The sequence below is a fragment of the Streptomyces sp. NRRL B-24085 genome (genome assembly GCF_001282115.1).
Classification (GTDB): domain Bacteria; phylum Actinomycetota; class Actinomycetes; order Streptomycetales; family Streptomycetaceae; genus Streptomyces.
The window spans coordinates 49,674-74,538 of record NZ_LJBR01000037.1 but is presented as its reverse complement, the minus strand read 5'-3'; the positions used below and the strand labels follow the sequence as shown (position 1 = coordinate 74,538).

The 24,865-nt window shown below is 69.8% G+C and carries 23 protein-coding genes; 15 read left to right on the top strand and 8 right to left on the bottom strand.

Annotated elements, in window-relative coordinates; genetic code table 11:
• Nucleotides 1-4 precede the first annotated feature (4 nt).
• The 4 genes from AOJ26_RS05570 to AOJ26_RS05555 all read left to right on the top strand — a co-directional run bounded on the left by AOJ26_RS05570 (nt 5) and on the right by AOJ26_RS05555 (nt 4,011).
• Nucleotides 5-745: an SDR family NAD(P)-dependent oxidoreductase gene (locus AOJ26_RS05570; RefSeq protein ID WP_053847032.1), complete on the top strand. Its 741-nt coding sequence runs from the start codon at nt 5-7 to the stop codon at nt 743-745.
• A 326-nt stretch (nt 746-1,071) separates the two neighbouring features.
• On the top strand, nt 1,072-2,295 hold the full coding sequence (locus tag AOJ26_RS05565) for an NAD(P) transhydrogenase subunit alpha (protein WP_053847031.1): 1,224 nt from the start codon (nt 1,072-1,074) through the stop codon (nt 2,293-2,295).
• Nucleotides 2,296-2,297: 2 nt separating this feature from the next.
• Entirely contained in the window at nt 2,298-2,618 is a 321-nt protein-coding gene (locus AOJ26_RS05560) for an NAD(P) transhydrogenase subunit alpha (protein WP_179200232.1), read from the top strand.
• Nucleotides 2,611-4,011, top strand: a complete 1,401-nt coding sequence (locus tag AOJ26_RS05555; protein WP_053847030.1) for an NAD(P)(+) transhydrogenase (Re/Si-specific) subunit beta — start codon at nt 2,611-2,613, stop codon at nt 4,009-4,011. Before AOJ26_RS05560 ends, AOJ26_RS05555 begins: the two co-directional genes overlap by 8 nt.
• Before the next feature lie 101 nt (nt 4,012-4,112).
• Here the strand turns inward: AOJ26_RS05555 and AOJ26_RS05550 are convergent, their stop codons facing one another.
• Nucleotides 4,113-4,604 (bottom strand): winged helix-turn-helix transcriptional regulator, encoded by a 492-nt coding sequence (locus AOJ26_RS05550; protein WP_053847029.1) that lies wholly within the window; start codon nt 4,602-4,604, stop codon nt 4,113-4,115.
• A 357-nt stretch (nt 4,605-4,961) separates the two neighbouring features.
• Here AOJ26_RS05550 and AOJ26_RS05545 point away from each other — a divergent pair, with 357 nt between their 5' ends.
• The 5 genes from AOJ26_RS05545 (at nt 4,962) to AOJ26_RS05525 (ending at nt 10,442) form a co-directional block, all read left to right on the top strand.
• A complete protein-coding gene (locus AOJ26_RS05545; RefSeq protein ID WP_199828829.1) occupies nt 4,962-6,419 on the top strand; it encodes an MFS transporter in 1,458 nt (485 codons plus the stop codon).
• 271 nt (nt 6,420-6,690) lie between these two features.
• Nucleotides 6,691-7,005: a hypothetical protein gene (locus AOJ26_RS05540; protein ID WP_053847027.1), complete on the top strand. Its 315-nt coding sequence runs from the start codon at nt 6,691-6,693 to the stop codon at nt 7,003-7,005.
• A gap of 46 nt (nt 7,006-7,051) precedes the next feature.
• Nucleotides 7,052-7,672, top strand: coding sequence for an IS5/IS1182 family transposase (locus AOJ26_RS42695; RefSeq protein ID WP_063790233.1), 621 nt, complete (start codon nt 7,052-7,054; stop codon nt 7,670-7,672).
• A gap of 251 nt (nt 7,673-7,923) precedes the next feature.
• Nucleotides 7,924-9,102, top strand: a complete 1,179-nt coding sequence (locus tag AOJ26_RS05530) for a DUF3500 domain-containing protein (protein ID WP_063790232.1) — start codon at nt 7,924-7,926, stop codon at nt 9,100-9,102.
• The gene (locus tag AOJ26_RS05525) at nt 9,099-10,442 is read left to right on the top strand and encodes a HupE/UreJ family protein (protein ID WP_053847026.1); all 1,344 of its coding nucleotides are present in this window, start codon (nt 9,099-9,101) and stop codon (nt 10,440-10,442) included. Before AOJ26_RS05530 ends, AOJ26_RS05525 begins: the two co-directional genes overlap by 4 nt.
• Nucleotides 10,443-10,947: 505 nt before the next feature.
• Here AOJ26_RS05525 and AOJ26_RS05515 read toward each other — a convergent pair.
• Complete coding sequence (locus AOJ26_RS05515; RefSeq protein WP_053847024.1) at nt 10,948-11,511, bottom strand: TetR/AcrR family transcriptional regulator; 564 nt, start codon at nt 11,509-11,511, stop codon at nt 10,948-10,950.
• Nucleotides 11,512-11,590: 79 nt separating this feature from the next.
• On the opposite strand from AOJ26_RS05515, the gene AOJ26_RS05510 reads away from it, so the two are divergent.
• Nucleotides 11,591-12,616 carry an alcohol dehydrogenase catalytic domain-containing protein gene (locus AOJ26_RS05510; protein ID WP_053847023.1) on the top strand — a complete coding sequence of 342 codons (1,026 nt, stop codon included), beginning with the start codon at nt 11,591-11,593 and terminating at the stop codon, nt 12,614-12,616.
• Nucleotides 12,617-13,230: 614 nt separating this feature from the next.
• On the opposite strand, the gene AOJ26_RS05505 is transcribed toward AOJ26_RS05510, so the two are convergent.
• Both AOJ26_RS05505 and AOJ26_RS05500 read right to left on the bottom strand, forming a co-directional pair.
• Nucleotides 13,231-15,642 (bottom strand): Orn/Lys/Arg decarboxylase N-terminal domain-containing protein, encoded by a 2,412-nt coding sequence (locus tag AOJ26_RS05505; protein WP_053847022.1) that lies wholly within the window; start codon nt 15,640-15,642, stop codon nt 13,231-13,233.
• Between the two features lie 173 nt (nt 15,643-15,815).
• On the bottom strand, nt 15,816-16,553 hold the full coding sequence (locus tag AOJ26_RS05500; RefSeq protein WP_053847021.1) for an SDR family oxidoreductase: 738 nt from the start codon (nt 16,551-16,553) through the stop codon (nt 15,816-15,818).
• A gap of 145 nt (nt 16,554-16,698) precedes the next feature.
• Between AOJ26_RS05500 and AOJ26_RS05495 the strand changes: the two genes are divergently transcribed.
• The gene (locus AOJ26_RS05495) at nt 16,699-17,271 is read left to right on the top strand and encodes a TetR/AcrR family transcriptional regulator (RefSeq protein ID WP_078959755.1); all 573 of its coding nucleotides are present in this window, start codon (nt 16,699-16,701) and stop codon (nt 17,269-17,271) included.
• A 407-nt stretch (nt 17,272-17,678) separates the two neighbouring features.
• A complete protein-coding gene (locus AOJ26_RS05490; protein WP_053847020.1) occupies nt 17,679-17,900 on the top strand; it encodes a hypothetical protein in 222 nt (73 codons plus the stop codon).
• A 15-nt stretch (nt 17,901-17,915) separates the two neighbouring features.
• On the opposite strand, the gene AOJ26_RS05485 is transcribed toward AOJ26_RS05490, so the two are convergent.
• Complete coding sequence (locus tag AOJ26_RS05485; RefSeq protein ID WP_063790231.1) at nt 17,916-18,812, bottom strand: LysR family transcriptional regulator; 897 nt, start codon at nt 18,810-18,812, stop codon at nt 17,916-17,918.
• 222 nt (nt 18,813-19,034) lie between these two features.
• On the opposite strand from AOJ26_RS05485, the gene AOJ26_RS05480 reads away from it, so the two are divergent.
• Complete coding sequence (locus AOJ26_RS05480; protein ID WP_053847018.1) at nt 19,035-20,045, top strand: alcohol dehydrogenase catalytic domain-containing protein; 1,011 nt, start codon at nt 19,035-19,037, stop codon at nt 20,043-20,045.
• A 69-nt stretch (nt 20,046-20,114) separates the two neighbouring features.
• Nucleotides 20,115-21,011 (top strand): SDR family oxidoreductase, encoded by an 897-nt coding sequence (locus tag AOJ26_RS05475; protein ID WP_053847017.1) that lies wholly within the window; start codon nt 20,115-20,117, stop codon nt 21,009-21,011.
• 350 nt (nt 21,012-21,361) lie between these two features.
• Here the strand turns inward: AOJ26_RS05475 and AOJ26_RS05470 are convergent, their stop codons facing one another.
• Together AOJ26_RS05470 and AOJ26_RS05465 are read right to left on the bottom strand one after the other, a co-directional pair.
• On the bottom strand, nt 21,362-22,261 hold the full coding sequence (locus AOJ26_RS05470) for an AraC family transcriptional regulator (protein WP_053847016.1): 900 nt from the start codon (nt 22,259-22,261) through the stop codon (nt 21,362-21,364).
• A 191-nt stretch (nt 22,262-22,452) separates the two neighbouring features.
• Nucleotides 22,453-23,211, bottom strand: a complete 759-nt coding sequence (locus tag AOJ26_RS05465; protein WP_053847015.1) for an SDR family NAD(P)-dependent oxidoreductase — start codon at nt 23,209-23,211, stop codon at nt 22,453-22,455.
• Between the two features lie 385 nt (nt 23,212-23,596).
• On the opposite strand from AOJ26_RS05465, the gene AOJ26_RS05460 reads away from it, so the two are divergent.
• Nucleotides 23,597-23,992 carry a YybH family protein gene (locus AOJ26_RS05460; protein WP_053847043.1) on the top strand — a complete coding sequence of 132 codons (396 nt, stop codon included), beginning with the start codon at nt 23,597-23,599 and terminating at the stop codon, nt 23,990-23,992.
• Nucleotides 23,993-24,289: 297 nt separating this feature from the next.
• Here AOJ26_RS05460 and AOJ26_RS05455 read toward each other — a convergent pair whose 3' ends face one another.
• Complete coding sequence (locus AOJ26_RS05455; RefSeq protein WP_234358453.1) at nt 24,290-24,769, bottom strand: hypothetical protein; 480 nt, start codon at nt 24,767-24,769, stop codon at nt 24,290-24,292.
• Nucleotides 24,770-24,865 lie beyond the last annotated feature (96 nt).

Genomic DNA, 24,865 nt, shown 5'->3' with positions numbered 1-24,865 from the left:
TTTCATGCAGTTCGAGAACCAGACCGCTCTCGTGACCGGCAGCACGTCCGGTATCGGCCGGGAGACGGCGCTGCTGCTGGCCGGCCAGGGCGCCTCGGTCATCGTCTCAGGGCGCAACGCGCTCAAGGGCGCCGAGACCGTGGCGGCGATCGAGGCGGCCGGCGGCAAGGCCAGATTCGTCGCCGCCGACCTCAGCGACCTGGACTCGGTGCGCCGCCTCGCCGAGGAGTCCGCGGACGTCGACGTGCTGGTGAACAATGCCGGCGCCTACCCGTTCGCCCCCACGCTGGAGCAGGGGTTGCAGACGTTCGGCGCCCTGGTCGACACCAATGTGCGCGGCACGTTCTTCCTCACCCAGGCCCTGGTCGCCGGCATGGCCGACCGGGGATCCGGGAGCGTCGTCAACGTCACGACCATCGCTGGCCTGAGCGGCGTGGGAGGTACCGCGGTGTACGGCGCCTCCAAGGCTGCGGTGGACTCCTTCACCCGCACCTGGGCGGTCGAGTTCGGGAACCGCGGGGTCCGGTTCAACGCAGTGGCGCCGGGGCACACCCGGACGGACAACGTGGTCGACATGATCGGTGAGGACGACTTCGAGGCCCTGGGCGCCCGCGTTCCTCTGGCCCGCCTCGCCTCCGCGCGCGAGATCGCCGAGGCGATCGTGTTCCTTGCCTCGTCCCGCGCCAGCTACATCACCGGCGTCACCCTGGCCGTCGACGGCGGATTCATGGCCCTCGGCGTCTGAGCGACGCAGAAGTGCGGCGACCTGGCGGCCCGCCCGACGGGGCGGGCCGCCTTCGCGACCCGCACCCTCCCAGGACCCACTGGCCGCGGCAGCCCTTCGCACCACCCGCGCCGTCGTCCGGCCGTCTGCTCGAACCCCGCGCCGTGGCGCGACCGTCCTGCGCGGCACCGGCAGCTGTCCGCCGGCCGTCCGCTGGAGACACCGGCTGTTCGCCCGTCCGCCAACCGCTCACCGTATGCACCGGCCGCCACCGGACGCGGCCCTCTTCACCATCCGCCCACCCATGCGCCGGCCCGACATGCCGGCACCGGAAAGGAACGACGCAGATGCACATCGGCGTCCCACGAGAAGTCGTCCCGGGAGAGACCCGGGTAGCACTCACCCCCGACGAAGTGCGTGCACTCGCCGACGAAGGCCACAAGGTCACTGTCGAGCACGGCGCCGGCGACCGGGCCGGTCACTCCGACGACGCGTACCTCGCCGCCGGGGCCGTGCCCGGGACCCGCGCCGACGCGTTCGGCGCCGACATCGTGTTGCAGGTCCACCTCGCCGGAGCCGGCGGGACCGTGTCGGCCGACGCCTCGGGGGAGGACCTCGCGCTGACGCGGCCCTCCGCCGTCCTCGTCGGGCTCGCCAACCCCCTCAGCCATCCCGAACCCGTGCGCCGCCTGGCCGACCACGAGGTCACGGCGTTCTCCCTGGACCTGCTGCCGCGCATCACCCGCGCGCAGGCCATGGACGTGCTCTCCTCGCAGTCCGCAGTCGCCGGCTATCGTGCGGCGCTGATCGCGGCCGACCGGCTCGACAAGATGCTGCCGATGACGACCACCGCCGCCGGGACGCTCGCCCCGGCCCGGGTCCTCGTCCTCGGCGCGGGTGTCGTCGGCCTGCAGGCCATCGCGACCTCCCGCCGCCTGGGCGCCGTGGTCCGCGCCTACGACATCCGCGCCGCGGCCCGAGAGCAGGTCGAGAGCGTCGGCGGCGTCTTCGTCGACCTGCCCCTGGACACCTCCTCGGCCGAGGGCGCGGGCGGCTACGCGCAGGCCCAGCAGGAGGAGTTCTACGCCCGCCAGCGCGAGGTCCTCGGCAACGAGGTCGCCGCCGCCGACATCGTCATCGCCACGGCCCAGGTTCCCGGCAGGCCCGCGCCCGTCCTCGTCACCGAGGAGATGGTCCGCGCGATGCGGCCCGGCTCCGTCGTCGTGGACGCCGCTGCCGCACAGGGCGGCAACTGCGCCGTGTCGGTGCCCGACGACACGGTGGTGCTCGCCGGTGTGTCGGTCACCGCGCCGACCAATCTGCCCGCCGGTGCGCCGGCCCACGCCAGCCGCCTGTTCGCGCGCAACATCGCCAACTTCACCCGCCACCTGCTCGACGCCGACGGCCCGCGGCTCGACTCGGACGACGCGATCATCCGCGACACCCTCCTGACCGGTGCGGGCCGGGTCGTCCACCCGCAAGTGCGCGAACTGCTCGGCCTGGAGGACGCCGGCGCCGCCGAGGCCGGAGCACCGCCCGCCGTCAACGCCGTCACCGCAGAAAGAAGCTGATCATGTCACCCGCCATCGAGACCGGTCTCTACGTCCTGGTCCTTGGATCCGTCGTCGGCCTGGAAGTCATCCGGCGCGTCCCGGCTCTGCTGCACACCCCGCTCATGGCCCTCACCAACGCCATCGCGGGCATCTCCCTGGTCGGCAGCCTGCTGCTGGCGGGATCCCAGCGCGGTCCGCTCATCACCACGCTGGGCGCCGTCGCCGTCGGCGCCTCCAGCATCAACGTCGTCGGCGGCTTCCTCATCACCGACCGCATGCTGCGCATGTTCCGCCCCAGCGGTTCGGCTCGGTCCACGGGAAAGGCCAAGGCCGATGCGTGACCTCGTCATCCCCCTGCTCTATCTCGTCTCCGGCACGCTGTTCATCGTCGGCCTGCGGGGGCTGACCCACCCGCGCAGCGCCCGCCGCGGGCTGCTGCTGGCGGTGCTCGGCATGGCGGCGGCCGTCGTCGGCACGCTGCTCCACGAGGAGATCGTCGACTTCCGGTGGATCCTGCCGGCGGTGGTCGCCGGATCTCTCATCGGCGGCGCGATGGCCAAGTACATGCCGATGACCGCGATGCCCGAACGCATCGCCCTCTCGCACGCGTTCGGCGCCCTGGCCGCCGCTCTCGTCGGCACCGCCGAGTACTACGACCGTGCCCAGTCGCTGAGCACATTCGTCGCGACGGCGCTGATGTGCGAGGTCCTGCTCGGCTGTGTGACCTTCACCGGCAGTCTGATGGCCTTCGGCAAGCTCAAGGGAATCCTTCCGCAGCGTCCGACGGTCTTCGCGGGTCAGCAGACGGTGAATCTGGTGCTGTTCACCGCCGCGGTGCTCGTCGCCCTGTGGCTGGTGGTCTCCCCGCAAACAGATGCCCGCTTCCCGGTCCTGCTCGCCCTGTCCTCCCTGTTCGGGGTGCTTCTCGTGGTGCCGATCGGCGGCGCGGACATGCCCACCGTGATCTCCCTGCTGAACTCCTACGCCGGTCTCTCGGGCGCGGCCATGGGCCTGGTGCTCGACAACAAGGCCCTCATCGTCGCGGGCGCTCTCGACGGCGCGTCCGGATTCCTGCTGTCCGTCATGATGAGCCGCGCCATGAACCGCTCGTTCCGCAATGTGCTCTTCGGCGCTTTCGGACAGGCCCCCGCGAGCGGGCCGGCAGCCGCGGAGCAGGCACAGGAACGGCCGGTGCGCAGCGCGGGCCCCGACGAGGCGGCCATGATCCTGGAAACTGCCAGGGACGTCATCATCGTGCCCGGTTACGGGTTGGCCGTCGCCCAGGCCCAGCACCGTATCAAGGAGGTCGCCGAACTCCTGGAGGAGCAGGGAGCGCGCGTACGCTACGCCATCCACCCGGTCGCGGGCCGTATGCCCGGCCACATGAACGTCCTGCTCGCCGAGGCCGACGTCCCCTACGACCGGATCCTGGACATGGGCGAGATCAACAGCGACTTCGCGCAGGCAGACGTCGCGCTGGTGGTCGGCGCCAACGACGTCACCAACCCGGCCGCGCGCACCCGTGAGGACAGTCCGATCTACGGCATGCCGATCCTCGACGTGGCGGCCGCGCGCACCGTCATGGTCGTCAAGCGCGGCATGAGCGCCGGGTTCGCCGGTGTCGAGAACGAGCTGTACCACCTCGACAAGACCCTCATGCTGTTCGGTGACGCCAAGGACGTCGCCGCGGGCCTGGTGCGGGAGTTGGAGGGCGTGCGCAGGCAGCGGGTCTGAGTCACCTGCTGCCGGGCGCGAGAAGGGCGCGAGGGCGGGCCTAAGGCTCCCTCGCGCCTTTCCGGCGTTCCTCATCGCCGCCCACGGGACGGACGGGGGAGTCAGGCCGTTTCCGGCTCGGTGCGGATCAGACCGGGGCCCGCTTCGACGACGGACTCGCCCGCTGCCACCTCGTGCCCCTCCTCACAACGCTGCACCACGCGGACGCGGGCGCCGCAGTCCTTGTGTCGCACGATCACGGGAGGGCCCGGCTCGTCGGCGGCCCAGGTATCTCCCCACTGTCGCAGGGCCTGAAGGACGGGCAGGAAGGCCCGGCCCTTCTCGGTGAGCTCGTAGGCGTAGCGCGTGCGCTGGCCGTCCTCCCGGTAGGGCGTCTTCTCCAGCAGGCCCGCCCGGGTCAGCTCCTTGAGCCGGGCGGCCGTCGCGGGTTCGCCGATGCCGACGCGCCGGGCGAAGTCGTCGAACCGGCGTGTGCCGAAGAATGCCTCCCGCATGATCAGCAACGCCGATCTCGTGCCGACGACGTCGAGCGCGCGGGCGATCGAGCAGTTGGTCATCGACCAGGCGTCGCGTTCCTTCAGCAGATCCGTCATGACTCCACCTTACCCTGGCTTGCCTCAAACGAAGTCAGGGTCTAGCGTCTGACTTGCCACGACAAAAGCCAGCGGGGGTGCGGCGCCGCCATCGTCGCTTGCCGCCTCGCGCCACACCTTCACCGCGACCGCACCGTCGATCACCGACGACCGGCCACGCGCCACGACAGCCGCCCTCGGCCGGAAACGACGAGCGGCGGCCCGCCCGCCGACGGCTCAGCCGAGACGAGGACACCCATGCCATCCACCCCCTCATCCGCCGCGCGAACAAGCGCCGAACACGTCGAACGGCCCGGCGCCGCGGCGCCCGCAGGGCAATCCGCCCACCGCCCGTCCCCGGCGCTGACACTCCTCGCGATGTGCCTCGGAGCGATGACGACGTTCCTGCTCATCACGGCGTCGGTGTCCGCCATGTCGGCCATCCAGGACGACCTGCACGTCTCACCCAGCGGCCTGGTGTGGATCCCCTCCGCCTACACCCTCGTCGTGGCAAGCACCGTCATCTCCGCAGGCACCATCGGCAACCTGTACGGCCGTAAGCGGGCCTTCCTCATAGGCGCCGCCGTGATGATCACGGGCTCGCTGACCGTCTTCGCTGCCGACTCCACCGAGGGCATCATCATCGGCCAGCTCGTCTCCGGCGTCGGCGGAGCGCTCATCCTGCCCAACAGCCTGGCCGTGCTGGGCTCGACCTTCACCGACCCGCACCGGCGCACCGAGGTCGTCACCGCTTGGGCCGCGTCGTCCGGCATCGGTCTCGCGGTCGGCCCGCTGATCGCCGGCGTGCTGCTGGAGCACTTCCACTGGAACAGCGTCTTCCTGTCGACCGTCGTCCTGGCCGCCCTCAGCATGCTCGTCGGGGCATTCGTCTCCGAGTCGCGCGCTCCGGGCGGTCGTCTCGACATCCCCGGCCAGCTCCTCGCGGTCGTCGGCATCGCGGCACTCGTCTACGCCCTGATCGAAGGCGGGCACGACGGCTACACCAGCACCGGCATCCTCACCGCCTGGTTCGTCGCGGCCGCCGCCCTCGTCGGCTTCGTCCTCGTCGAACGCGTCGCGGCGGCCCCGCTGCTGGACATGAGCCTGTTCCGCTCGGCCTCGTTCAGCGCCGTCATGTTCGTCGCCGGCGTCTCGCTGTTCGGCTTCACCGGAGTCGCCATCCTGTCCGTCCTGTACTACCAGCGCGTCCAGCACCTGACAGCACTGGACGTGGGATGGCGACTGCTCGCACTCTTCGGCGTGTACGTTGTCGTCGCCTCCGCCACGGGACGTGTCATCCGCCGTACGGGCTTCAAACTGCCCCTGACCGTCGGCTTCTTGGCGGGAGCGGCCGCCACGGCCGGTCTCGCCACCGTGCAGCCGGACACCCCCTACGCCCAGGTGTGGTGGCTGTTCGCCCTCTTCGGCGCGGCGTCCGGGCTCGTCGCGGCCCCGAGTACGGCGGCGGCGCTGGTCAGCGTGTCCGCAGAGCGGGCCGGCATGGCCTCCGGAGCTGTCAACGCCTTCCGCCAGGTCGGCTCCGTCATGGGCTCCTCCATCCTCGGCGCACTGCTCGCCCGCCGGCTCGAGGACCGGCTGCCCGCCCGCCTCGACGCCCACCACGTGCCGCCGTCCCAGTGGCCCGCGATCCAGCAGGCCGTGTCGACCGGCAAGGGGAACGGATCTGCACCCCGCAGCGTGACCACCGCCCTCGGCGACGCCTTCACATCCGGCGTCCACCTGGGGATGACCGTCGTCTCGGTGGTCTTCCTGTGCGCGGCCCTCGCCTCGCTCCTCCTGGTCCGCAACCGCCCCCACGGAACTGCTGCCGGCTGATCCGGCCTGCCGGATCGGGTCAAGTGGGGCGGCCTTGGTCACGCAACCCGGCGTGCGTCCGGCGTTCTACAGAAGCGCCTCCACAGATGCATACGGCAAGGCCATGTCGGCTCGGGTAGCGACATGGCCGTGCCGTGTGCGACGCCCATGCACCCGAGCGGGGCGTTCGGCGTCGGCCCACCGCCGATCCGCTCATCGCCGCGCCTACGCGCTGAAAGGCGCGCTGAGCTGCCACGGTGCCGACGCCCGGCACCTGGGCGAGGTTCTACGGGTGCGTGCGATCTCCCGCCTGGGTATCGATGTGCGCGTCGGTGTCGGCCCGACAGCCACCGCCACCGCTTCCGCCCAGATCAGCGGGCTCGGCGGGGTCCTCGCTGTCGCCCCCGGCCAGGCCGCCGACTGGCTCGGCGCGCCGCCGGTGGAGGCCCTGCACGGGATCGACCCCCGCCAGACCGCGGTCCTGCACGGCATCCACACGGCTGTCCTTCTCGCCGCGGTTAGCCCGGCGGGGGTTCAGCGGCTGCTGGGCGGCCGCGCCGGCAGCACGGCCGCCGACCGCCCCGCAGCATCGACCCATGACCCATGACCCATGCCGAGACCGAGCCACAACCCTCGGGCTGCCACACGACGACGTGGCCGACACCCGCGGTCTGGTGATGGTCGTCATGGTCACTCCGGCCGACGTCCAGGACCGCGACGCGGCAGAGGAGATCTTGTTCCGGATGCATTTGATGCACCCCGAGATCGCCACCGCCCGGGCCGATCCCGGCTATGCGGGACCGCTGGTGACCTGGGCAAAGGACCGGTTGCACATCACCTCGAAAACGGTAGGCCGCCCGCCGCACACGCCGGGCCTCATCGTCCTGTTCCGCAGCTGGGCCGTCGCACGCTCACTGTCGTGGATCATGCGGGCCCGCCGGCGCTGCCGCAGCCATGAACCTCTCCCGCAGGTCAGAGAGTCGCTGATCACGTGGGCGTCCATCACGGTGATGACCCCTGAGCCGGAAACCGGCGCGACGGCTGCCGCGGACACGATCGGCCCCGGTGGCTGCCGCTGCCTGACGGCGAAGATCCATCTCGCAACCGTCACACCCGTCATCCCTCGGCCCCCGGTCACGCGACCACTGTCCCGGTTTCGGCCACGGCCCGTCAGGTCCCTCACCGGCCGGGGCGGCCCGAGCGGGATGGGGCAAGGACGCGTTGGACCTGCCGCGGTCACGCGTCCTTCCCCGCCGGGCGCCACGCGCCTATGAGACTGGCCCGGCACCTGGGGTCGCGATAAGCGGAACCTGTCAGCAGGCCATGCTTATTTCTTGCATATGCGTCACACGGCTCCCAAACGGGACGGGCTCGGACGCGCACGCCTTGAGCTGTCAACAATATTGCTGATAGTTCTGCCGCCAGCGCGCGCGTCCATCCCAGCCCTTGTCCCCAGGGAGTCTTCGTGAGTAGGGAAAGAACCAGTCAGGCGCGGAAGCGACGGACCTGGCGAGGTGTCGCCGGCGTGGCCGCCGGCGTCCTCCTCGTCGGTGGTGGGTTTGCCGCGGCCAACGCCGCGACCACCACCGGCACGAAGGCCGCCACGCACTACCCGGTCGACAAGAGGGCCACCGGCACCGCCGCCGTGGTCAGCGCGGCCAACGCGTTCCTCAACACCCTGGACGCCGCCCAGCAGTCGGCAACCGTCCTGGACTTCAGCAAGGCCAACGCGACCGCCTGGTCGAACCTGCCGTGCGCCGGCACCTGTCGCCCAGGCATCGACTTCGGTTCGCTGAGCGACGAGCAACTGGCCGCCGCCGAGAGCGTGCTCAAGGTGGCCCTGGGGTCCGGCAAGGACACCGGCTACGACCACGTCATGCAGACGATCCTCGCCGACGACGTGCTCGCCTCGGCCGAGACCACCTCCTCCGGCGCCCCGGCGCCGAGCTCGACGGCCACCGGCACCGCGACGAGCACGGCCGCTCCGACGGACGTCCCGACGGGCACCCCGCCCTCCGGCGGCACCGGCGGCGGCCCGGGCGGCTTCGCGTACGGCAGCGGCTACTACTACCTGGCCTTCCTCGGCACCCCGTCGAAGACCGGCACCTGGCAACTGCACTTCGGCGGCCACCACCTCGCCGTCAACATCACCTTCAAGAACGGCAAGGTCGCCGGCGCCAGCCCCTTCTTCAGCGGCGTCGAGCCCACCAGCTGGACCGCCGACGACGGCACGACCTATGAGCCGATGGCCGAGTTCCGCGACGGCATGCTCGCCCTCACCGGCAGCCTGACGACCGGGCAGCTCGCCAAGGCCAAGCTTTCGCAGTCCTTCGGCGACGTGCTCCTCGGCCCGGGCTCCGACGGCGAGTTCCCCGCGACCAAGGAGGGCCTGAAGGTCAGCGAGCTCTCCCCGAAGCAGCAGAAGCTGGTCCTCGCGGCCATCCACCCCTGGGTCGCGGACGTCGACGACGCCACCGCGAAGGCGCTGATGAAGACGTACGCCAAGGAGCTGAAGGACACCTACATCAGCTACTCCGGCGGCACCGGACTGGACACCAACGGCGACTACGTCCGGATCGACGGCCCGAGCGTCTGGGTCGAGTTCATCTGCCAGACCGGTGTGGTCTACCGCGACAAGGTCCACTACCACACGGTGTACCGCGACCACACCCGCGACTACGGCAGCGAGTTCTCCTTCTCATGACCCGACCGCGAAACTGGCCGACCAGGGCACTGCGCTGGGTTGCCGGGATCGCGATCGCGGTACCGGCGGCGCTCCTCATCGGGGCGTCGCCGGCCGCCGCGCATCCGATGCCGCACTCGGTCGTGCAGCTCGACGTGTACGAGCACTCGGTCTCCGCCCGCCTCGAACTCCCCGTCGACGAGTTCACCCGAGCCGCCGGGATCGGCGTGTCCGAGAAGACGCTGGCCGCCCGTACCGGCGCCATCCGCGCCTACCTGGTCCAGCACATCCGCCCGGCCGCCGCCGACGGCCGGACCTGGCAGGTCACCGTCGGCCGCCTCTCCCTGACCCGTGCCGTCCAGACCGACACCGGTGAGTACCGCGAGCTGGTCGCCCAGGCTGTGCTCACCCCGCCCGCCGGCGCCGACGTACGTCACTTCACTTTCGGCTACGACGCCGTCGTCCACCAGGTCGTCACCCACACCGTGCTGGTGACGGTCCGGCAGGACTGGGCCGGGGGACAGGTCGACGGTGAGGGCACCACCCAGGTCGGCACGATCCGTGTCGACACCCGGACCATGAAGGTCCCGGCCCTGAAGGTCGACCTCGGCGCGGGCAGCGCCTGGCGGGGCTTCGTCGCCATGCTGGGACTAGGCGGCGACCACATCCTCACCGGCACCGACCATCTGCTGTTCCTGCTCATCCTGCTGCTGCCCGCCCCGCTCGCGGCTGCTGGAGGGCGCTGGAACGGCCTGGTGGGCCCCAGGACAGCCCTGGCCCGCATCGGCCGGATCACCCTCGCCTTCACCGCAGGCCACTCCGCCGCACTGGCCGCCACCGCGTTCGGCCGTCTCGACCTGCCCACCCGGCCGGTGGAGGCGTTCATCGCGGCCAGCATCCTCGTCGGCGCGATCCATGCCGTGCGGCCTCTCTTCCCGGGCCGGGAGGCGCTCATGGCCGGTGTCTTCGGGCTCGGCCACGGCATGGCGTTCTCCTTCGTGCTCGCCGAGATGCGGCTGACCACCGGCCAGTTGGCGACCAGCCTGCTCGGCTTCAACCTGGGCATCGAACTGGTCCAGCTCCTGCTGGTATGCCTGGCCCTGCCTTCCCTGCTGGTCCTCGCCCGCCTGCGGGGCGGGCCCGCACTGCGGCTGACCGGCGCGGTGCTCACCGGCATCGCGGCCCTCGGCTGGCTGGCCGACCGCCTCGGCCTGGCCAACCCGGTCGCCCGGGCCGCCGACAGCGCCGGCTCCCACACCACGCTGCTGCTGGCCGTGCTCGCGGCGACCGCGGCGGCGGCCGTGGCCTGGACCCTGCTCACCCGCCGCCGGACTCCGGCCGACTCGATCCCAGCAGTCTGAGAACGCACGAACGGGCGGGTGGCGGCAGGGCAACGACGCGTATTTCGGGCCGTGCTCTCCCGCATGCGCTGGGATGGGAAGGAAGCTGGCGCGAAGCACGCCCCGACCGTGGCGGAGGACGCCCGACCAGAAGGCAGACCATGGCACGTCAGCGCGTTGGCCGCCACGGGTATCGAGGCGGGCGGCTGAGTCGACGTTAGTCGCCGCCGACGGGCGGCGAAGAGGTTTTGAGGACCGCCCGGCGGTGCTGGTAGGTCCACGGGGTCGTGTCGGTGCCGGACGGCCGCACGTCGAAGATGACGAAGTGCGACGACCATAGCTCCGCCGCCCGGGCCGCGCCGGCGGTGCAGCCGGTCCCGCAGGTGCTCGAACGCAATGGTGTTGTGCGACATGAGGCTTCTCCGGGGAGTGCGGGGGCCCGTGTTGGCAACACCGAGTCGGCGGGATCCCAGCAGCGGCCCGGCCCTCTGGCCGTGATCACCGTGGTGGCAACGGGTCGATCGGCCTATCTGGTCAGCAGGGTGGTGATGGTGACGCGCACGGCCTGGAGCGCGGCCGGGTCGCCGGAGGTTCGGCTGAGCAGGAGGGCGCCTTCGATCGCTGAGAGGAGCACGAGTCCGAGTCGGTCGGCGTCGTCCGCCGGATGTCCCTCGTCCCGCAGCGCGGTCGAGAGCGTGGTGGCCCATGCCGTGAACTGGGCGGCAGCCGCTCGCTGCAGAGGTCCGCTGGCCGTGGGAGCCTCCAGCGCGAGCGGGGCGATGGGGCATCCGTCCAGGCCGTCGCTGGCGTCCAGCGCGTGGATCAGCCGGGTGATCCATCGGTCCAGTGCGGCGTTGACGTCGTCGGAGCGGTCCAGCAGCGCTTTCAGCGCGGTCCCGACCTCCTGCCCGGCCTTTTCCACCACCGCTACCGCAACCTGTTCCTTGCCGCCCGGGAAGTGGTGGTACAGCGAGCCTGCCACCGTGCCGCTGTCATCGAGCAGTTGTTTGACTCCGGTCGCCGCGTAGCCCTGCCGCCGGAAAAGCCGCGCCGCGCTCTCGACCAGCCGGTCTCGTGCCTGTTGGCTCACTTGACACCTCCTTTTAGAGCGATCATTCTACCCGTCTCTCCATATCAGAACGATCGCTCTAGCAGCCTCAGGAGGACGCATGCGCGCGCTCTGGTACGTCCGGCCCGGCCGGCTTGAATGGCGGGAGGCGCCCGAGCCGCGAATCACCGATCCCGCAGCGGCGATCGTGCGGCCGGTCGCGGTCGCCACCTGCGATCTCGACGGCTGGATCCTCAGGGGGGAGATTCCGGTACCCGGCCCCTTCCCGGTGGGCCACGAATTCGTGGCGGAGGTGGTCGATGTGGGAGAGGCCGTCACCGGCGTGACTCCTGGCGACCGGGTCTCGGTGCCGTTCCAGATCAGCTGCGGGCGGTGCGCACCCTGCCGTGCGGGCCGGACTGGCCGCTGCCGGTCGGTCCCCGCCGGTTCGGCCTACGGCATGGGGCCGCTGAGCCACGGCCTGCAGTGGGGAGGAGCGGTCGCCGACCTGGTCCTCGTGCCGTACGCCGACGACATGTGCCTTCCTCTTCCCGCGGGCCTTGACGCTGCTGCGCTGGCCGGACTGTCGGACAACCTGGTCGACGGCTGGCGGACGGTAGCCCCTTACTTGAGTGGCCCGGACGAGACGTCCGACGCCCGTGTGCTGGTCTTCGGAGGCGGTTCCGGAGGCCTCTACGCCGCAGGCATCGCCGCTGCCCTGGGCGCCGAGGTGACCTACGTCGACCAGGCCGAGAGCCGCTGCGCGGTCGCCGAGCGGCTCGGTGCGCAGGCGATCTGCGAGCCGGCCGGCCGCAAGTACCCGTCCCACCCCATCGTCGTCCACACCAGCAAGAACCAGGAAACCCTCCGCACTGCCCTGCTCTCCACCAGCTCGGCCGGGGTGTGCACGGACACCGGGATCTTCTTCAACGGCGATGTCCCTCTCCCGTTGCTGGAGATGTACACCAAGGGCGTCACCTTCGTGACGGGCCGCATCGACGCACGCGCCGCCATGCCCTCGGCCCTGGACCTCATCACCTCCGGTCGGCTGGATCCCAGCCCAGTGGTCGGCGAGACGGCACCCTGGGACCAAGCGCCGGTCGCCTGGGCCGAACACACCGGTCGTCTCGTGCTGACCCGAACCTGACGCATGGCTGAGGAAGGTCCAGGGCAGGTGGACGGGCTGGCCCGGTCGGGCGCCCCGAGGATCTGGCCGGGAACTTCGGCGCGACGAACCATCAGACGGGCTCCCTGGATTACTCCACATCAGCATGAGGCGAGCGGACCTCCCGGCGGGTCACCATGGGGGTCCAGTCGTGGTCGAGAAGGCGGCCTCCCCTCCACGCCCCAAGTCCCTTCCCGCAGCAGAAGAAGAGAGGTGGGCGGGACGGGGCCCGGGCAGCGGGCGATGAGAACGCCGCTCTGCGCAAGGAGCCCGCGAGATGGACGAGGTACGGGAGATCCTGCGCAGGGCAGGGAAAATTTGGCCGGGGAGTTGAACGTGGGGCGCGTTTCGACGCGTTCGGCTGGCTCAATCATGACGACACCCGACGCGGTCACTCCCGCCTCGGGTGCGGTCCCATCGCTTACAAGGCAGCACTCGACGCAACAGAAACTGCCCTTGACCCAAGCCGCACAGCCCACGTCCGAAATCTCGGGTCAAGACCAATCCATAGAGGCATCAAGCTCGCCGTCCGTTGCAAGCCACAGTGCTGGTAGCAGTCCTCGACGAGTGGCTGTGACCAACACATTTCCAGCACCCTAACCAGCACGCCCGGGCGAGTGCCACGACTGCTGCTCCGCGCCCTGGATCAGGCACTCGATCAGGTAATCGCCCGTGCCCTCGTCGATGATCACGCCGTGGGTCTCGCTGCGGAAGCCGGGGAAGCGGCGGTCGAAGGACTCCAGAGCGGTGAGATAGCGCAGCAGCGGGCCGTCGAGTGCGCCGACGGACTCGCCTGGCATCAGGACCGGGATGCCGGGTGGGGTGACCGTCACCATGGCGGCCGCCACCCGGCCCGCCGCCTCCGAGATCCGGACCCGTTCTGTGTCGCCCCGCACCAGTTGCTGGTAACAGTGCTGAGGGGGTGCCACGGGCTGCGGGAGCTGCTGGAAGGCCGTGTCCAGAAGCTCCACCAGGCGCGCCGAGCGCAGTTGCTCGTGCATCTCCTGGCACAGCCCGCGCAGGGTCAGGCCCGCGTACCGGCGGGGATGCGCGGCGACGGCTTCCGGCAGGACGCGCTCCAGTGGGGCGTCGGCGTCGTAGAGGGCCTTGAAATCCGTCAGGGCGTCCAGGAGGGTGCCCCACTTGCCCTTGGTGATGCCCATGGAGAACAGGATCAGCGTGGTGTAGCTGTCGGTCTTCTCCACCACGATCTTCCGGGTGGCCAGATAGGCGGTGAGCACCCGGGCCGGGATGCCCTCGTCGGCCATCTCGCCTGTGGCGCTGATCCCGGGACAGGTCAGCGTGACCTTGACGGGGTCCAACATGCAGTGGCTCTCGGTCAGTCCGGGGAAACCGTGCCAGTCGGCGCCGGGCTCCAGCAGCCAGCAGGACTGCTCGGTGCGCAGCAGTTCCGGCGGGGCTTCCTCGAACGGCAGCCGTTCGCCGGTCAGAGGGTCGGTGACCGTGTCCGGCTGCCACACCCCGAAGAACCACGGCGGCCGGTCCCCGGCGCTCTCGATCCGCCGTCGCAGGCGCACCATCTCCTGGCGGAAGCGGATCGCCTCGGTCACCGCCTCGTCGATCAGCCACTCGCCCTGCGGGCCGTCCATCATCGCCGTCGCCACGTCGAGCGAGGCGATCATGGGATAGAGGGGCGACGTGGTGCCGTGCATCATCAGCGCCTCGTTGAACCGGTCATGCTCCACCGGTGCTCGCGGTGCGGATCGCACGTGCACCATCGCACCCTGCGACAGCGCCGCCAGCAGCTTGTGCGTGGACTGGGTGGCGAACACGGTCGGGCGGTCCTGGCCGGGGAATGCCTCCTCGTCCACCGACATGCCGTAACGGCCGGCGTAAAGCGGGTGGAAACGGGCGTACGCGAACCACGCCTCGTCGAAGTGCAACCGGGGCGTGCTGGGGGCGAACGCGCGAGCGGTGGGCACGGCGTCGTAACTGAGTCCGTCGTAGGTGGAGTTGGTGAATACCGCGTACTGCGGGTGCGGGGACACCGCGCCCTCGGTGAGCGGGTTCGCGGCGATCCGGGCCGCCACCGAGTCCGCGGCGATCTCGGCCGGGGGCAGCGGTCCCGCCAGCCCGTAGCCGTTGCGGGTAGGGACCATGTAGACCGGCCGGGCGCCCGAGACAACCAGGCCGTGCAGCACGGACTTGTGGCAGTTGCGGTCCACCAGCGCGATCTCGTCGCGGGTGACGCTGAAGTGGCCGACCAGGCGGTTGCACGTGGAGTCGCCGTGCAGCACGAAGTAGGTGAGGTCGGAGCCGAACACACGGGCCGCGTTGCGTTCCGCCTCGCCGATCGGGCCGGTGTGCTCGAACAGCGAGCCCAGTTCCTCGACCGAGATCGACAGGTCGCTGCGCAGCAGCCGCTCCCCGAAGTAGTCGTGGAACGCGCGTCCTGCCGGCGACTTGAGGAAGGCGACACCGCCGGAGTGGGCCGGGGTGTGCCAGGAGTATTCGTGGGCGTCGTCGAAGCGGCGCAGTGCCCGGAAGAACGGCGGCAACACTGATTCCCGGTAGGCGCGGGCGGCGGTGGTGATGCGGCCCGCGATGAAGGCCGGGGTGTCCTCCAGCGGCCAGACGTAGCCCACGACAGACTCGGACACCCACAGCGGCAGGTCCCCCAGGCCCTCGTCGGCCATCACCAGGAAAACCGGCAGGTCCCTGAAACGGCGGCCGATCCGCCGCAACACGGCGCTGCCGCCCGGCGTTCCGTCGAGGGTACGGCCCGGCCGGGCGAGAGAGCGGGCCGGCGCGGCCAGCGCGGCGCCGGGCCCGTCACCGGCGACCCCGGGAAGGTCCCAGGCCACCAGCGCGGCAGCCAGACCAGCCTCGGTGCGCAGTACAGCGTCCGCGTCCTCCGTCGTGACCGCCCACCGGACTTCGAAGCCGCCTGCCTCGATCGCGTCCCGGATCATCCGTAACTGCTGGGGTCCGGCGCCCTCGCCCTGAGGGTGTTCCGGTACCGCGACCAGGATCCTGCTGTCGGCCATGCGCTCTCCCGCCCTCCTCGGCGGCGCCCCGGCCGCCCCGTGCCAGTGTCCTAGTGGCGCATCGGTCAGAACGGCGGCCAGGTCGGCAAACCACCGCTATGGCGGAAACCGCCGTTCCGACGTTGACCTGCAACAGGGCCAGCTCCGCGCCCCATTAGCCCGACTCGCTGCTATCAGGCTTGCGCGGTGGGGCGGACGACGATCTCGCCGACATCGACGCCGTCGGGTTGTTCGATGGCGTAGCCGATGGCGGAGGCAATTGCCGAGGGAGGCATGGCGATCTCGTCCCGCTGCTGGATCATCGCGGCTGCGGCTTCAGGGCTGGCTCCCTTGCCGATGCCTTCGGTATTGGTGAAGCCGGGTGAGATGAGGGTGACGCGCAGGTGGGGGCCCGACTCCTGGCGTAGGCCCTCGGTAAGCACCTTTACCGCCGTTTTGGTGGCCGCGTAGACCGTCTGGGGAGGTATGACGACGTAGGCCGCAGTGGAGCCGACGTTGACGAACTGACCGAAGCGCTGCCGGCGGAAGATGGGCAGAGCAGCCCCGATGCCGTTGAGCAGGCCGGTGATGTGGGTGGAGACCATGGCGTCCCAGTCGTCCTGGCGCAGGTCGTCGAACGGCGAGACGGCCATCGTGCCCGCGTTGGAGACGAGGACGTCGAGTCGACCGTACTGGGTGAGAGCCGTGTCCGTCAGGCGCTGGAGGTCTTCGCGGCGCGTGACGTCGACGACGACGCCGGTGGCCGTGCCCCCCTTCGCCGTGATGCCGTCCACGACGGCATTCAGTCGGTCCTCGCGCCGGGCTCCGAGCACGAGTTGGGCGCCCTTTTCGGCGAGGTAGGCCGCGGTCACCTCACCGATACCGCTGCTGGCACCTGTGATCGCGATGACTTTGCCCTGGATGCCCGACATGATCGGCTTCCTTTCTTGGGGAGCACGCAGGTCAGTGCAGTGACCTACAGTGAAACCGGAGGTTTCCCCAGTTAGCTCGATCCTAAGTGGGGGCGTATCCGGTTATCAAGTCCGGAGGACTTCGAAGAGGGGATGGCGAGCACTGATGACTGACGGAACGCTTCGGCCGCTGCGGGCTGACGCACGGCGTAACAGGGAGAAGATCCTTACGGCCGCTGTACGCGTCTTCACGACGGAGGGGCTGGATGCGCACCTGGAACGCATCGCTAAGGAGGCAGGCGTGGGCAGCGCGACCCTGTACCGCAACTTCCCCACCCGGGAGACCCTGATCGAGGCGGTCTACCGCAACGAGGTGGCCCACCTGTGCGATGCAGCCCCGGTCCTACTTGCGCAGAAGCCGCCAGCAGAGGCCCTGCGCGCGTGGACACGCCTGTTCCTGGACTACGTCACCGCCAAGTACGGCATGATCGACGCCCTGCGCGCCATCGCCGCCACGGGAAGCAATCCTTATGGGAACAGCCGGGAAATGATCCAGGCGGCCATCACCTCACTCATGGACGCCTGCACGGCCGCGGGGGCGATCCGCACTGATATCCAGCCCACCGACATCGGCGCTGCCCTGGAAGGTATCGCCCTCACTTCGGCGGGTGCTGAACACCGACAGCAAGCGGAGCGCCTGCTCGACCTCACCCTGGACGGCCTCACGGTCCGCCCGTGAGGACAGGAGTCGTGCGAGGGGGGCCGCTCCACCACCGCAGGGCTGAGGGCGGGCCTGCGAGCGGGGAGGCCCACCTGCCTGGAGAAGGTGCGCGCTGGCTGCGCGGCACTGCGAACCAGCCTGCCAGGTTGTGGGTCCTGGCACCCGGTGGCATCTGAGCTGCTGGGGGACGATAACGGCAGCTGTTCACGAAGCTCTCTAGAGATAGAGGTCGTCCTGATACACCGACAGTTCTGACCAGGCCGCAACGCCACGGCCAACTTCGTGCCGCAGCACCCCAGCGACGGTGCACCGGCAAGATCGCACGTCCGAGGGCCCGCTGTGCACAGCGGGCCCTCGGAGAATCGCAGGAGTCCGCAGGGGAGCGGCCATCAACAACTGCGTGCCTTGCAAACGTCAGTAGCTGCTTGCGACCCGCCACGCTCGTCTTCTCGTCCGTACGTGACCTGCACTGGACGGGCCAGAGCGTCAACAAGCCTGCGATCGACGCGAGCGGCAGTGCCGACTTCGGATCAGTTGACTTCCTTGCCAGGCTCGATGCCAGCCACAAGATTGTGGGCGACTGGTGCGAGATCAACCAGCAGTCCGACGCGCCTTCCTTGTCGATCCATCTGGCCCCCACTCCTTGATCCAGACGAAACGGCCTACTCGGCAAGCAGCAGCGAGCTCCTCGCCGCCTCCACGAAGCCTGCGACCAAAGGCGTGCACCGGGTGTCGTCCCAGGCGAGGGCCACCTGGCCGCCCGGGACGTCGGCCACGGGGACATGGACGATGTCCGGTCGCGGGAAGACGGCCGCGACCGGTCTCGGCACCAGCGCGACACCGCGTCCGGCGCTGACGTACATCATGAGTTCTTCCATGTCGTGAAAGCACGGGCCGGGCAAGGCCGTGGTGCCGTCGGGGCGCGGGTCACCGTTCCAGACGGCCGACCAGCCCGGCTCCGCGTCGGCGTACTGCAGCAGCGGTTCGTCCCGCACTGAGGCGAGGTGCAACGAGTCATGGAGGGCAAGGGGGTGTCCGGCGGGAAGCACCACGCTCAGATGCTCCTGGTAGAGCGGCAAGACACTCAGCCGGTCCGAGACGAGCGGCAGTCGCACGAAGCCGATGTCGACGTCACCGTCGAGGATCGCCCGTGTCTGGGTCCACCAGCGCAGCCGGATCAGTTCGATGATCACCTCCGGGTGCCGGGCCGAGAACCCGTGCAGCGCGGTGGCCGCGTCCGTGCCGAGCATGAAGCCCACCTTCAGGGAGTGCACGTCGGCCCCGATCTTGCGCACCCGGTCCTGGACCGCTTCCGCGGACGCCAACAGGTCCTTGGCGTCGTGCAGCAACTGCCGGCCCGCGGGAGTCAGGACCACGTCCCGGCTGTTGCGGATGAGCAGCGGGGCGCCGAGGTCGTGCTCCAGGTGCTGGATCTGGCGCGACAGCGCGGGCTGGGTGACGTGCAGCGCGAGCGCCGCCTGCCCGAAGTGCAGTCGCTCGGCCACCGCCACGAAATAGCGGAGTCTTCGCAGGTCCAGATCTGCCGGCCCGCTTCTCATGCCACCCGTCCGTCTCCCTGCGTCGATGCCTTGCGCTTATCAAAGGCCTCATAAGAGGCATTGGACCCGGCTGCGACCGCGGCACAGACTCGAAGGACGTACCACAGACACGGCCCCGCAGCGAACACCTTTCTCAGCAGTCTATGAGCCGTCCGTCCCCGGAGCGCCCGGTACGACTGTCGGCACCGCTCGCTGCGCGCCCCCGCACCCTTGGAGCTCTCTATGCGTGCTGCCGTTGCCACCGGGGTGGACACCCCGCTGACCCTCACCGACCTGGACGTACCCGAGCCCGGTGCTGGCGAGGTCCTTGTCAAGGTGACCGCCTGTGGCGTCTGCTTCTCGGACCTGAACCTGCTCCGCGGCCACTACCCCTTTGCCCACTTCCCCGTGGTGCCCGGCCACGAGATCACCGGTGTGGTGACGGCCGTGGGGGAGGGCGTGACCTTCCCTGAGGTGGGCGCCGCCGTAGGAGCACAGTTTCTCTACGACTCCTGCGGCCACTGCGACTACTGCGTGCGCGGCGACCAGATCCTCTGCCCGCGCAAGCGGATCACCGGGGTCGTGGCCGACGGCGGCTACGCCGAGTACGTACTGCTCAAGGCCGGCTACGTCACGCCGCTGCCGGCCGGACTCGACCCCGTCAGCGGCGCGCCGCTGATGTGCGCCGGCATCACCGCCTTCAACGGACTGCGTCAGGGCGGTGCCAGGCCCGGCGCGCGCATCGCGGTCATCGGTGCGGGCGGCATCGGCGCGCTCGCGATCCGGTACGCCGTCGCCATGGGCGCCCGGGTCGCAGTGGTCGGCCGCTCGCCGCGCGGTGAGGAGCAGGCGAAGAGCCTCGGCGCCGAACGCTACGTCGCCACGTCCGAGACCGATCCGGCCGAGGCCCTGAAGACCTGGGACGGCGGTGCGGACCTGATCCTGAACGCGGCCCCGTCGACCGACGCGGCGGCGGCCACCCTTGGCGGCCTCGCTCCCGACGGCATGCTGATGCTGTGCGGCTACGGATCGCAGCCGCTGGTCCTGCCCACACAGCCCATGGTCCTCAACCGGCTGCACGTCGCGGCGAACCCCTCCGGCTCTCCGCACGACCTGCGCGACACCCTCCGGTTCTCCGCGGCGCACGGCATCCTGCCCGACGTCACGCCGATCACCCTCGACGACGCCCCGGCCGCGCTCGACGCGATGGCCGCCGGCACCGCGCACGGCCGCAGTGTCATCGTCTTCGGCTGAGGCCCACGTCTCCCGTTCCGCCCCACCCTCTCGTCCCCGCTTTCCGTCACTCGTTCCAGGGAGAACGCGATGCCGTACGTCATCCTCGTCACCGGCGCCTCCAGCGGCTTCGGCGCGCTGACCGCCCGCGCCCTCGCTGACGCCGGGCACACCGTCTACGCCGGCATACGCCACACCACCGGGCGCAACGCCCCGGCCGTGGCCGACGCCAGGGCCTATGCCGATGAGCACGGCGTCCAATTGCGCACGGTCGAGCTCGACGTCTCCCGCCAGGACTCCGTCGACGCCGCGGTCGCCACCGTCTCTTCCGAGGCCGGCGACATAGACGTCGTGGTCCACAACGTCGGCCACATGGTGCTCGGACCTGCGGAGTCCTTCACGCCCGAGCAGATAGCCCAGATCTACGACACCAATGTGGTCTCCACCCAGCGGGTCAACCGCGCGGTGCTGCCGCAGATGCGCCGGCGCCGGGACGGTCTGCTGGTGTGGGTCGGTTCCTCCAGCACCTACGGCGGCACGCCGCCGTACCTCGGGCCCTACTTCGCCGCCAAGGGCGCCATGGACCATCTCGCCAAGAGCTACGCGGTCGAGCTCTCCCGCTTCGGCATCGACAGCGCGATCATCGTCCCGGGTTCGTTCACCTCCGGCACCAACCACTTCGCCCACGCCATGCACCCCGAGGACACTGCCACCGCGGAGGCGTACGAGGTCCACTACGCCGGTCTGATGGAGGACGTGGGCAAGCGCCTGGCGGCGCTCTCGCCGCCGGACGCCGACGTGCGGGAGGTGGCCCGGGCGATCGTCACCGTCGTCGACACGCCCAAGGGCAGCAGGCCCTTCAGGACCACCATCGACCCGGCCGACGACGGCTCCGAAGCTGTCAGCGACGTCGCGGACCGGATCCGCGCCGACTTCTACGAGCGCATCGGCTTCACCGACCTGCTCACCACGCGTACGACGAGCTGACGTCCCTGGTCCGGGAGTGGCCACCGCGTCGGAGCGGGCGGACCGCCAGGCTCTGACGCGGCAGGGAAGCCGCCGCCCACCATCTGGCTGCCCCGGCTGACAAGTCTCACCCGATGGCCCCGGACGATTCTGACTGGTCGTACCTCGTGAGGGCCGAACGCCTCGGCGGCCATGCGATGGCGGAGACGCCCGCACGGGAGTCGACCCGCTTCCCACGCCTGGTAGCGCCTGGACGGGTTCGACCAACCGTGATCGCCGCAAGCGGCTCATGGCACCTGCCCGGCGCGACGCCTCACCCTGTTCAGGGACTCGCTCGTCAGGTCGTGGAGGTGGTGGCGCGGGCGCTGCTCTCAGGGCAGGGCAGTGGTGCGTTCTGCCGGCGGAGTGCGTAGTTGGGTGTCCTTGCTGGGCGGTGTGCCGAACATGCGACGGTATTCGCGGCTGAACTGGGATGGGCTGTCATAGCCGACGCTGAGGCCCACACCGGTGATGTCCGAGGGGCGGCCGGCGAGCAGGAGCCTGGCTTCTTGCAGGCGGATGCGCTTTTGGAACTGGATGGGGCTCATCCCTGTGACGGTCTGGAAGTTGCGGTGGAAGGCGGAAACGCTCATGCCGGCGATGTCCGCCAGGTCCTCGACCCGGAAGGCGGTGGCATAGTTCTCCCGGATCTCACGCACGGCGCGGTTGATGTGGGCCAGTGCGCTGTCGGCGAGACCGAGCTGGCGGAGAGCGGCTCCTTGTTCCCCACGCAGCAGATGCCACAGGATTTCCCGCTTGACCATGGGAGCGAGGATCTTGCGGTCCGCGGGCTGGTCCAGCAGCCGCAGCAGCCGCACGATGGCGTCCAGCAGTGAGGGGGAAGCTGTGGAGACGGCGATGCCGGGCGTTGTGGTGCGTGGGGTGGCCGGCAGGTCCCGGGGGTCGGCTTCCATCAGGAGGTCGGCAAGGGCTGAGGGGGAGATGGTCATGCCGAAGCCGAGGGTGGACTGTCCGGTGTCCAGGACATGGCCGGTGACGGGGAGGTCGGCGGAGGTGATCAGGTACTCGCCGGGCCGGTACTCGTAAAGGCGTTCGCCCAGGGCGAGACGTTTGCCGCCCTGGGCGATGACTGCGAGCACGGTCCCGGACATCCCGGTTGCCGACGTGTGGGGAGGGAGGAATCTGCAGACTTGGATGCCGTCGATCGCCGTGCTCATGTCGGGCCGCGCGTGCCGGTCGAGTAGCTCACGCATTTCATCCAGGGCAGACATGAATCGATCCTTGCACAAACCTCCAGACCGGAAGGCTTGCTGGGCAGGATCGGGCATGCACGGGTGACTCCGTGAGTGTTCGGTCGTCCCCCCGCGACCGGATCCGGTGGCTGGTGTCTCGGCCCGTCGCGGAGTGAGCCGTGGCTGGGCGGAGAGCTCTTGGCGCGGCTCAAGTTCGCAGCAGGAGCGTTTCAGAGGTTCTGGCCTCCGGAGACTTCGATGTCCTGGGCGGTGATCCACCGGCCTTCCTCGGAGACCAGCATGGCGATGACCATGCCGATGTCGTCGGGCTCGCCGACGCGGCCGAGAGTGAAGGTCTTTGCCAGTTCCGGGATGATCTCGGGGTTCTTGCCGAACGCGTCGTCGGCGAAGCGGGTGACGGTGGCTCCCGGTGCGACCGAGTTCACGCGTATGCCGCGGGGGCCGAACTCCTTGGCCATGTAGCGGGTGAGCACCGCTACGGCGCCCTTGAGCGCCGCGTAGACGGAGTATCCCGGCGCGGTCACGTGGGGCAGCATGGAGTTGCTGGTCACGTTTACGATGGCGCCGCCGTCGACGATGAGCGGCAGCAGGGCCTGCGTGAGGAAGAAGGGGCCCTTGAACAGGCCGCTCGTGAGTCGGTCGAATTCCTCCTCGCGGGTGTCCTCGATCATCGCCATGCCGGCGAATCCGGCGTTGTTGACCAAGTGGTCGAAGGAGGTCCGCTGGAAGGTCTCGCGCAGCACCTCGGCAACGGTCTCCCGGAAGACGGTGAATCCCGCCGTGTCGGCGAGGTCCAGGTGCAGTGCCGCGGCAGTGCCGCCGTGCTGCTCGATCCGGGCGACGGTGTCCTTTGCGCCCTGTTCGTTGGAGCTGTAGGTGAGGATGACGCCGGAACCGCGCCGGGCGATCTGCAGGGCGGCGCTCTGACCGATGCCGGAGCTTGCGCCGGTCACGACGGCTACCTTCATGCTGTGCCTCCTGGGCCTTGAGGATCAGTTAAAATCCGGGGGAATGTGTCTCTTCCAGGAGACCGCCGTGCCAGGCCCGCGCAAAAGAATGATCCTCTTCGCCTCTTGCCTGATCCTCTCGAATGGACGCGGCAAGACCTGCCGCCCATGCCCAGTCACTGCCCACCGTGCAGCGTTGGTCTCGGCATGGGCGCCCATCCTCCGATGCCGGAGAACTCGTCGCCGTGTGGCCATCGGTCCGGGCTCGCCGCGCAAGGCACGCACCATCGACATCACCACCCTGGGTTGGCGTACCGGCCGCCCGACGGGGATCGAGATCTGTCGCAGATCACCCGCCTGCCGGGCTGGGAGGCGGTCAGGCCGGAGCGGCGCTTCGATGGCTGCTATGAGCGAGCGCGACGACTTCCTGGCCTGGGTCGGATCCGACCTGTACGCGGCGGAGCTGGCCCTCCACAACGGCGACGCGGACCCGCGTAGGGCGCTGTGGTCCCACGAGGAGCCGGTGAGTGTGCTCGGCGCCTGGCGCAACGCCTTCGGGCTACGTGAGGTCGATGAGCTCTTCACCCACCTCGCGGAGAGCTTTTCCGACTGCACGTCGTATGCGTTCGAGCTGCGGGCGTGCGACGTGGTGGGCGACCTGGCCTGGACGGCCGGCTTCGAGCGCACGTCCGTGTCCGTCCACGGCAAGCCGACGAGTTACACGTTGCGGGTGACTCAGGTCTACCGTCGCGAGGGCGGGTGGTGGCGGGTCGCCCACCGTCATGGGGACGACGGGCCGTGATGGACACTGTCGGGCTCCCGCCGTTCCATGGTTCAGCCCTTGATCAGTTTGATCTCCCAAGCTGACGTTTCTCAGGGGGACGCAGTGGGGGAGGGGGCGAGAAGATGCTCCCCGACCCCTTCCCGGCACGGCAGCCACACCCGCGCCGATGTGACCACCGAACACCCCGGCGCATCCCTGTCCCCGGCACCCTCAGCAGCCGACCACGCCACCAGGCACCTGGGGCACCCGTTCCTCCGGGTGCCCCACAGCACCTGTGAAGTGAGTGGTGCCGCTGGACGGTTCAGCGCAGATGGATCAGCCGCACCGGATGTCCGGGGTGCTGAGGGTGTACTTCACCCCACCGCGGATCAGTGACCCGCTCAGGTGGATGCATTGATTGGTCGCGTCGAACCAGGTGTAGACGGGTCCGGCGTAGTAGTGGTAGTTCGCTGGGTGCTCGGGGGGCGGGTCAGCTGCGTAGTCACCGCTCTCGTCGTGGAGATACAGCGTGATGTAGGACGCCAGACCGTCGTAGGGGCTGGAGAAGAACTTCGCACAGTTCTGCCTGGTCGACGAGTTCCAGTAGGTGCGCGCATAGCCGCCCCCGCTGCTCCCTGAAGGGCTCTTGGCCCAGTAGTTCTTGCCGTCCCAACTGCCACTGCACTCAACGGCTCCGGCCGCAGCGGCATTTGTCTCGCCGGAGGGTGCCGCCTGCGCAGTCGGGGCGGAGACCAGGCCGAGCGTCAGGGCCATGACTCCGAGGCCGATCAGCTGTGTTCTCCGTAAACGCTTCATCCGCAACTCCTTGGGTGAGATGTCGCTGATCCGGTACATGACAGATGGCACACGGAATGCTCTGCTTGTCGCGGGGTCGTCACCCGGCTTTTCACG

Excerpts from the sequence above, each read along its gene's own strand:
- AOJ26_RS05500 (WP_053847021.1), bottom strand. The coding sequence starts at position 16,553 with ATGTCGGGCATCCAGGGCAAAGTCATCGCGATCACAGGTGCCAGCAGC.
- AOJ26_RS05510 (WP_053847023.1), top strand. The coding sequence starts at position 11,591 with ATGCGCGCGCTCTGGTACGTCCGGCCCGGCCGGCTTGAATGGCGGGAG.
- AOJ26_RS05455 (WP_234358453.1), bottom strand. The coding sequence starts at position 24,769 with ATGAAGCGTTTACGGAGAACACAGCTGATCGGCCTCGGAGTCATGGCC.
- AOJ26_RS05465 (WP_053847015.1), bottom strand. The coding sequence starts at position 23,211 with ATGAAGGTAGCCGTCGTGACCGGCGCAAGCTCCGGCATCGGTCAGAGC.
- AOJ26_RS05495 (WP_078959755.1), top strand. The coding sequence starts at position 16,699 with ATGACTGACGGAACGCTTCGGCCGCTGCGGGCTGACGCACGGCGTAAC.
- AOJ26_RS05565 (WP_053847031.1), top strand. The coding sequence starts at position 1,072 with ATGCACATCGGCGTCCCACGAGAAGTCGTCCCGGGAGAGACCCGGGTA.
- AOJ26_RS05460 (WP_053847043.1), top strand. The coding sequence starts at position 23,597 with ATGAGCGAGCGCGACGACTTCCTGGCCTGGGTCGGATCCGACCTGTAC.
- AOJ26_RS05525 (WP_053847026.1), top strand. The coding sequence starts at position 9,099 with ATGACCCGACCGCGAAACTGGCCGACCAGGGCACTGCGCTGGGTTGCC.
- AOJ26_RS05570 (WP_053847032.1), top strand. The coding sequence starts at position 5 with ATGCAGTTCGAGAACCAGACCGCTCTCGTGACCGGCAGCACGTCCGGT.
- AOJ26_RS05555 (WP_053847030.1), top strand. The coding sequence starts at position 2,611 with ATGCGTGACCTCGTCATCCCCCTGCTCTATCTCGTCTCCGGCACGCTG.
- AOJ26_RS05475 (WP_053847017.1), top strand. The coding sequence starts at position 20,115 with ATGCCGTACGTCATCCTCGTCACCGGCGCCTCCAGCGGCTTCGGCGCG.
- AOJ26_RS05470 (WP_053847016.1), bottom strand. The coding sequence starts at position 22,261 with ATGTCTGCCCTGGATGAAATGCGTGAGCTACTCGACCGGCACGCGCGG.
- AOJ26_RS05505 (WP_053847022.1), bottom strand. The coding sequence starts at position 15,642 with ATGGCCGACAGCAGGATCCTGGTCGCGGTACCGGAACACCCTCAGGGC.
- AOJ26_RS05560 (WP_179200232.1), top strand. The coding sequence starts at position 2,298 with ATGTCACCCGCCATCGAGACCGGTCTCTACGTCCTGGTCCTTGGATCC.
- AOJ26_RS05550 (WP_053847029.1), bottom strand. The coding sequence starts at position 4,604 with ATGACGGATCTGCTGAAGGAACGCGACGCCTGGTCGATGACCAACTGC.
- AOJ26_RS05480 (WP_053847018.1), top strand. The coding sequence starts at position 19,035 with ATGCGTGCTGCCGTTGCCACCGGGGTGGACACCCCGCTGACCCTCACC.
- AOJ26_RS05545 (WP_199828829.1), top strand. The coding sequence starts at position 4,962 with ATGTGCCTCGGAGCGATGACGACGTTCCTGCTCATCACGGCGTCGGTG.
- AOJ26_RS05485 (WP_063790231.1), bottom strand. The coding sequence starts at position 18,812 with ATGAGAAGCGGGCCGGCAGATCTGGACCTGCGAAGACTCCGCTATTTC.